We start from the raw sequence: 7,718 nt of genomic DNA on the forward strand, positions 1-7,718 counted from the left end.
CGCAGGCCAGGCCATCCGGCTCTCCCGGAAGACCAGGCACACCGCGGCCAGACCGACCAGCCACAGCATGTACTGGGGGCTGATCACCCGGCTCGTGGTCGTGAACAGCAGCACCGCGGTGAACGCCGCGTCCGCCGTCGTACTCACCCCGAACGTGCGCGCCCGCAGCCGCCACACCAGCAGCCAGCCGAACGCGACGACGCTCAGCCCCAGGGAGAGGGTGCTCACCAGCGGCACATGCGGCCCCAGGAACTCCAGCGAGCCGTAGTGCAGCTCCACCCGGCCCTGCCAGCCGAACTGCCGCGCCACATGGAAGACCAGCGCCCCCAGCGATTCGACCTCGGTACCCCGGTCCCGCTGGAAGCCCAGGAACGCCAGCGCGCCCGGCGCCGCCGCGGTGCACAGCACCAGCAGCCCGAGCGCCACCCCGGCCGCCGTCGTCCACGCCAGGCGGGTCCGCCGGCCGCGGGCGGTACCGGCGAGCACCAGAGCCGGCCAGACCTTCAGCAGCGCCCCGAACGCCGCCAGTGCCCCCAGCAGCCGCGGATGCCGGATTCCGGCCAGCAGCGCCGCCACCGCCACGGCCGTCACCATCACGTCGTACCGGGCGTACGCCGTCGTACCCAGCAGCGGAACCCCCGCCACCCACACCCAGGCCCCGGCCGTCCGCCGGGCGGTGCCCCGGCCCGCGTACAGCAGCAGACCCAGCACCAGCGCGTCGCACAGGAAGGCCAGCACGAAGAAGGCCGACGCGTAGTCCAGGAAGGGCAGCAGGGCGGGGGAGAGGATCGCCAGCGCCGCGACCGGCGGGTACTGCCAGGTGACGTCGGACCGCGGATAGCTGCCCGAGCTCAGCACGTCGTACCAGCCGTGGTAGATCACCGACACATCGCTCGTCACATCAGGGCCCGGCACCACGATCACCTTGACGACGCAGAGCAGGAGCAGGGATCTGGTGAGCGCCCACACCGCGAAGGCTGCCGGCCGTGTGCCACTCGAACCCGTCATGTCCCGCCTCACCGTTCCCTTGCCGTACGAGTTGCCATGATGCCCGCCCCCGCTGTGCGGAACCCGCAGGGCCGGGTCCGGAACCGCCCGTGGCGTCGCGGGGCCGGGCATGCGACGCCCACGGGCAATCCCGGACCCGGCCCGGGCAGGGCGCCCGGTACTGTCGGCGGCGATGGACAAGACCTTGATCGTGACCAATGACTTTCCGCCCCGCCCCGGTGGCATCCAGGCGTTCCTGCACAACATGGCGCTCCGCCTGGACCCGGAGCAGGTCGTCGTCTACGCCTCCACCTGGAAGCGCGGCGCCGAGGGCGCGGCGGCCACCGCCGCCTTCGACGCCGAGCAGCCCTTCACCGTGGTCCGCGACCGTACGACGATGCTGCTGCCGACCCCGCGGGTGACCCGGCGTGCCGCGGAGCTGCTGCGCACCCACGGCTGTTCCTCCGTCTGGTTCGGCGCCGCCGCCCCGCTCGGCCTGATGGCCCCGGCGCTGCGCCGGGCCGGGGCCCGCCGGCTGGTCGCCACCACGCACGGGCACGAGGCCGGCTGGGCGCAACTGCCCGCCTCCCGGCAACTGCTGCGGCGGATCGGCGAGGGCACGGACACCCTCACCTACCTCGGCGAGTACACCCGTTCCCGGATCGCCGCCGCGCTCACTCCGGCCGCCGCCGCACGCATGGTCCAACTGCCTCCCGGCGTCGACGAGAAGACCTTCCACCCGGACTCCGGCGGCGACCGTGTCAGGGCCCGGCTCGGGCTCACCGACCGGCCCGTCGTCGTCTGCGTGTCCCGGCTGGTGCCCCGCAAGGGCCAGGACACCCTGATCCTTGCCATGCCCGCGATCCTGGCCGAGGTGCCCGACGCCGTCCTGCTGGTCGTCGGCGGCGGACCGTACGCGGGCGAGCTGAAGAAGCTGGCTGCGGACACCGGGGTGCCGGACTCGGTGCGGTTCACCGGTCCGGTGCCGTGGGAGGAGCTGCCCGCGCACTACGGGGCCGGTGACGTCTTCGCGATGCCGTGCCGCACCCGGCGCGGCGGCCTCGACGTGGAGGGCCTCGGCATCGTCTACCTGGAGGCGTCCGCGACCGGGCTGCCGGTCGTGGCGGGCGACTCGGGCGGCGCCCCGGACGCCGTGCTCGACGGCGAGACGGGGTGGGTGGTGCGCGGCGGCTCGGCCGAGGAGTCGGCGGAGCGGATCGTCGCCCTGCTCGGTGACGCGGAGCTGCGCCGGCGGATGGGGGAGCGGGGCCGCGCCTGGGTCGAGGAGAAGTGGCGCTGGGACCTGCTGGCGGAGAAGCTCCGGGAACTGCTCTGAGCGACCGGACACACGGAAGGGGCCCGTCCTGCGGGCCCCTTCCGGTGGCGCGGCATCAGCCGCGGTAGATGGACTCCACCTCGTCCGCGAAGTCCTTCGCCACCACGTTCCGCTTCAGCTTCAGCGACGGCGTGATGTGGCCCGCCTCCTCGGTGAACTGGGCGGCCAGGATGCGGAACTTGCGTACCGACTCGGCCTTGGACACCGCGGCGTTGCCGTCGTCGATCGCGCGCTGCACCTCGGCCAGCAGCTCCGGGTCCTCGCGCAGCGACAGGGCGGTCGAGCCGACGGGCTTGCCGTGTTCCTCGGCCCAGTGGCCCAGGAACTCCTCGTCCAGCGTCACCAGCGCGCCCACGAACGGGCGGCCGTCGCCGACGACCATGCACTCCGCGACCAGGGCGTGCCCGCGGATGCGGTCCTCGATGACGGCGGGAGCGACGTTCTTGCCGCCCGCCGTGACGATGATCTCCTTCTTGCGGCCGGTGATCGCGAGGTAGCCGTCCTCGTCGAGGGTGCCGATGTCGCCGGTGTGGAACCAGCCGTCGGCCAGCGCCTCGACCGTCGCCGCCTCGTTGTTCCAGTAGCCGGAGAACAGGTGCTCGCCGTGCAGCAGCACCTCGCCGTCGTCGGCGATGCGTACGACGGAGCCGGGCAGCGGCTGGCCGACCGTACCGATCTTCTGACGGTCCCACGGGTTGAAGGCGGTGGCCGCGCACGACTCCGTCAGGCCGTAGCCCTCCAGGACGGTGAAGCCGATGCCGCGGTAGAAGTGGCCGAGCCGCTCACCGAGCGGCGCACCGCCGGAGATCGCGTGCTCACCGCGCCCGCCGAGCACGGCCCGCAGCTTGCTGTAGACCAGCCGGTCGAACACCTTGTGCTTGAACTTCAGGCCCACCGACGGCCCCTGCGGCGTGCCCAGCGCACGGCTGTAGGCGATCGCCGTGTTCGCGGCCCGGTCGAAGATCTTGCCCTTGCCGTCGGCCTGCGCCTTGGCCCGGGCCGAGTTGTAGACCTTCTCGAAGACCCGCGGCACCCCGAGGATCAGGGTCGGCCGGAACGCGGCCAGCTCATCGGTGAGGTTCTTGATGTCCGGTACGCAGCCGAGCTTGATCGGCGCCATCACGGAGGCGACCTCGACCAGCCGGCCGAAGACGTGCGCGGCGGGCAGGAAGAGCAGCACCGAGCACTCGCCGGTACGGAACAGCGGCTTGAGCCGCTCCACCACGTTGCCGCACTCCGCGAAGAAGCTGCGGTGCGTCAGCACACAGCCCTTGGGGCGGCCGGTGGTGCCCGAGGTGTACACGATCGTTGCCGGGTCGTCGGCCTTGGCACTCGCGCTGCGCAGGTCCACGGTCTCCTCGGAGACCTCCGCACCCAGCGCCGTCAGCTCGTCGACCGCGCCCTTGTCGATCTGCCACACATGGAGCAGATCCGGCAGCCGGTCGCGCACCGAGGCCACGGCCTCCGCGTGGGCGTCGCTCTCCACCAGGACAGCGACCGCGCCCGAGTCGCCGAGGATCCACTGGACCTGCTCGGCGGAGCTCGTCTCGTACACGGGCACGGTGACGGCGCCCGCGCTCCAGATCGCGAAGTCCAGCTGCACCCACTCGTAGCGGGTGCGGGACATCAGGGCGACCCGGTCGCCGGGCTGGACACCGGCGGCGATCAGCCCCTTGGCCGCCGCTCTGACCTCGGCCAGGAACTGGGTGGCCGTCACGTCCGTCCAGACGCCGGCCACCTTGCGGCTCATCACCGCGACGTCGGCATGCTGAGCGGCATTGCGGCGGATGAGATCCGTCAGGTTGCCGTCCGAGGGGACCTCGTACAGGGCCGGAAGGCTGAACTCGCGCAAGACTGCTGCTCCTCATCGGGCTCCGGTGCCACGGCTCTGTGTGACGCACCGGCTGCGGTCCAAGATCGGGGGTGCTCAGTGGGGTGAGCACGACTGGACTGCCCGGACGTTACCCACCGGTACTCGGTTCCGGATAGGGGGTTCAGGCCAGATGTCTTATGCGTCACACATATCGGTGGTCCTCATCCGCACAGTAGTGCACCTGGTTCAACACTCGGAGGTAACCGCAGGTCCGGCCGCCTCTACCCACCTGGGCGCCGGAGTCCTAGGGTGATCGTCATGCGAGCAGGACCGAACAGCAGGAACGCGTCCCCCGGACGCCGCACCCGCGTCCACGTGGTCAGCGACGTGCACGGCAACACCGAGGCACTGGCCCGCGCCGGGGACGGCGCCGACGCCCTTGTCTGCCTGGGTGACCTGGTGCTCTTCCTCGACTACGCCGACCACTCGCGCGGCATCTTCCCCGATCTCTTCGGCGTCGAGAACGCCGACCGCATCGTCGCCCTGCGCACCGAACGCCGTTTCGAGGAGGCCCGGGACTTCGGCCGGGGGCTGTGGGCGGGGCTGGACCGCAACGCCGCGATCGTCGCGGCCGTCCGGAAGCAGTACGCCGAAATGTTCGCCGCGCTGCCCACTCCGACGTACGCCACCTACGGCAACGTCGACATCCCCGGCCTGTGGCCCGAGTACGCGGGACCCGGCACCACCGTCCTGGACGGCGACCGCGTCGAGATCGGCGGCCGCGTCTTCGGTTTCGTCGGCGGCGGCCTGCAGACCCCGATGCGCACCCCGTACGAGATCAGCGACGAGGAGTACGCGGCCAAGATCGAGGCGGTCGGCCCGGTCGACGTGCTCTGCACGCACATTCCGCCCGAGGTCCCGGAGCTGACGTACGACACCGTGGCCCGCCGCTTCGAGCGCGGCAGCCGGGCCCTGCTCGACGCCATCCGCCGCACCCGCCCCCGCTACGCCCTGTTCGGCCACGTCCACCAGCCGCTGGCCCGCCGGATGCGGATCGGCGACACCGAGTGCGTGAACGTCGGCCACTTCGCCTCGACCGGCCGGCCCTGGGCGCTGGAATGGTGACCGCTCACCCCGCCCGAACCGGCCGGGCCCTGGGACGAGGCGCGGCGCTCACGCGATAGCCTTCTGGCGGCAGGCCTCTGCCGATCGACCGGTACACCGCACTGGAGGGCCACAGCGATGGCTGAACACACCAGCTCGAGCATCACGATCGAGGCGGCACCGGCCGACGTCATGGGTGTGATCGCCGACTTCGACCGCTATCCGGAATGGACCGGCGAGGTCAAGGAGGCCGAGGTGCTCGGCACCGACGACCGCGGCCGCGCCGAGAAGGTCCGCCTCGTCCTGGACGCCGGAGCGATCAAGGACGACCACACCCTCGCCTACACCTGGATCGGCGACTACGAGGTCAGCTGGACCCTGGTCAAGTCCCAGATGCTGCGCGCAATCGACGGCTCGTACGCGCTCGCCCCGCTCGGCGAAGGCGACCGCACCGAGGTCACCTACCGGCTGACCGTGGACGTCAAGATCCCGATGCTCGGCATGATCAAGCGCAAGGCCGAGAAGGTCATCATCGACCGCGCCCTGGCCGGTCTCAAGAAGCGTGTCGAATCCGTCCCGAAGGCCTGATCCCGTGCGTACGGTCCTGGTCACCGGCCTCGGCGGCGCCGGCCGTACCACCGTCGCGGCGGCCACCGCACTGGCCGGCGCCCGCGGCGGCGCCCGCACCCTGCTGATCTCCGCCGACGCCGTACCCGGCTTCCCGACGGCCACCGAACCCACCCGGGTCACCGACGGCCTGTGGTCCGTCCGGATCGACTCCGGCGCGCACTTCCGCAGCGAACTCCTCACGCTCCAGGACCAGTTGTCCGGCGTGCTCGATCTGCTCGGCGGCAACCGCATGGACGGCGAGGAGCTCACCGAACTTCCCGGCAGCGCCGAACTCGCCCTGCTGCACTCCCTGCGCCGCGCCGCACAGGGCGACTGGTCCCGCGCCGGCTACGACCTCCTCGTCGTCGACCTGCCGCCGCTGCGCGAAGCCCTCGCCCTGCTGGCCCTGCCCGAACAGCTGCGCCGCTACCTGCGCCGGCTGCTGCCGCAGGAACGCCAGGCCGCCCGCGCCCTGCGCCCGATGCTCGCGCAGCTCGCCGGTGTGCCCATGCCCGCCCAGTGGCTGTACGAGGCCGCCGCCCGGCGCGACGCCGAGCTGGCCGGGGTGCAGGCGCTGGTCGAGGACCGCGCGACGACGCTCCGGCTGGTCGCCGAACCGGGCCCGGCCGCGGAGGACGCCCTGCACACCGCCCGCACCGGGCTCGCCCTGCACGGGTTGCGGGTCGACGCCCTGGTCGCCAACCGGGTGCTGCCGCGCCACTCGTCCGACCCCTGGTTCGCCGCGCTCTCCGCACAGCAGGACAAGTGCCTCGACCACTGGCACGAGGAGCGGCCCGCCGAGGCCCCCCTGCTGCGGCTGTCCCACCTCGGCCGCGATCCGCAGGGCCCCGGCGACCTCGCCGGAATCGTGGACGACACGCCCGCGCTGTCCCCGGACAGCCGTGAGGGCGGGCGCGCCGAGGACGCCTGGTGGATCGAGGAGGCCGGAGCCCCCGAGGGACAGGACGGGGCCGACGGCATACTCGTCTGGTGCCTGCGCCTGCCCGGCGCCGTCAAGAAGGACCTCCAGCTGGTCCGGCGCGGCGGCGAACTGCTTCTCACCGTCGGCCCCTTCCACCGCATCGTGCCCCTGGAGTCCGCGCTGCGCCGCTGCACCGTCTCCGGCGCGGCCCTCACCGACGGGGTACTGCGGGTCCGCTTCACGCCGGATCCCGCGCTGTGGCCGAGGACGAGCTGAACGGCCTGCCACCGTTCGGGTACCGTCGTTGGTAGGGGTCCCGGATGCCGGGCCGCCGTCCCACCACGCCGCAGGAGTCCGCCATGAGCGAAGCCACCGATCGTCCCGTCGACGACGACGCGTGGGCGCAGGCCTGCGCCGAGGACCTCGCCGCCGAGAAGGCCCGCCGCCGCGCCGAGTACGGCCCGCCGCCCGGCTCCGCCGCCGAGGAGCTGCGCAAGCTGGTCGACGCCGTGGCCGACAAGCTCGGCTCCCTCCAGACACCCCTGCTCGGCGTGGCTGCCCAGGGCGCCGTGCAGCAGGTCATCAAGCAGGCGAAGTCCGCGGTCGAGCCCGTCATCGAACGTAATCCGGACGTTTTCGATCACATTGCCGCCGCCGGCAGTGAACTGCTGGCCGCCTACCGCTCGGCGGTCGAGGGACAGGAACGCCGCTGGACCCAGGGTGCGGGGGACCCCGCAGGCACGGAAAAGAAGGTGGAGGACCCCACCGACCCCCGAGATGAGGGGCCCGGAGCCGGCGAACACATCGACCTGGACTGACCGGCGCCGACAGGACGGGGCCCAGCCTCGGGTACGGTTGCCCCAGCGGGGCTCGACCGAAACTGAGGGATTCATGGGACTCACCATCGGCGTCGATATCGGCGGCACGAAGATCGCAGCAGGAATCGC

The 7,718-nt window shown here is 72.2% G+C and carries 7 protein-coding genes; 5 read left to right on the plus strand and 2 right to left on the minus strand.

All coding sequences use genetic code 11. The annotated features are described in order from the left end of the window. The coding region (locus JGS39_RS34435) for a glycosyltransferase 87 family protein (RefSeq protein ID WP_219573680.1) at positions 1 to 1,008 on the minus strand (1,008 nt) is incomplete at its 3' end. Positions 1,009 to 1,180: 172 nt separating this feature from the next. Between JGS39_RS34435 and JGS39_RS34440 the strand changes: the two genes are divergently transcribed. Beyond that, entirely contained in the window at positions 1,181 to 2,323 is a 1,143-nt protein-coding gene (locus JGS39_RS34440; protein ID WP_219573681.1) for a glycosyltransferase family 4 protein, read from the plus strand. 55 nt (positions 2,324 to 2,378) lie between these two features. Here JGS39_RS34440 and JGS39_RS34445 read toward each other — a convergent pair whose 3' ends face one another. Next, positions 2,379 to 4,175 (minus strand): AMP-dependent synthetase/ligase, encoded by a 1,797-nt coding sequence (locus JGS39_RS34445; RefSeq protein WP_219573682.1) that lies wholly within the window; start codon positions 4,173 to 4,175, stop codon positions 2,379 to 2,381. A gap of 279 nt (positions 4,176 to 4,454) precedes the next feature. Between JGS39_RS34445 and JGS39_RS34450 the strand changes: the two genes are divergently transcribed. The 4 genes from JGS39_RS34450 (at position 4,455) to JGS39_RS34465 (ending at position 7,589) form a co-directional block, all read left to right on the plus strand. Continuing rightward, entirely contained in the window at positions 4,455 to 5,261 is an 807-nt protein-coding gene (locus tag JGS39_RS34450) for a metallophosphoesterase family protein (RefSeq protein WP_219573683.1), read from the plus strand. A gap of 117 nt (positions 5,262 to 5,378) precedes the next feature. Further along, positions 5,379 to 5,828: an SRPBCC family protein gene (locus JGS39_RS34455; RefSeq protein ID WP_219573684.1), complete on the plus strand. Its 450-nt coding sequence runs from the start codon at positions 5,379 to 5,381 to the stop codon at positions 5,826 to 5,828. A 4-nt stretch (positions 5,829 to 5,832) separates the two neighbouring features. Further along, positions 5,833 to 7,047 carry an ArsA family ATPase gene (locus JGS39_RS34460; protein WP_219573685.1) on the plus strand — a complete coding sequence of 405 codons (1,215 nt, stop codon included), beginning with the start codon at positions 5,833 to 5,835 and terminating at the stop codon, positions 7,045 to 7,047. Positions 7,048 to 7,130: 83 nt separating this feature from the next. After that, a complete protein-coding gene (locus JGS39_RS34465) occupies positions 7,131 to 7,589 on the plus strand; it encodes a DUF5304 domain-containing protein (RefSeq protein WP_219573686.1) in 459 nt (152 codons plus the stop codon). The last annotated feature ends 129 nt before the right edge of the window (positions 7,590 to 7,718 follow it).

The sequence above is a fragment of the Streptomyces poriferorum genome (genome assembly GCF_019399235.1).
Classification (GTDB): Bacteria; Actinomycetota; Actinomycetes; order Streptomycetales; family Streptomycetaceae; genus Streptomyces; species Streptomyces poriferorum.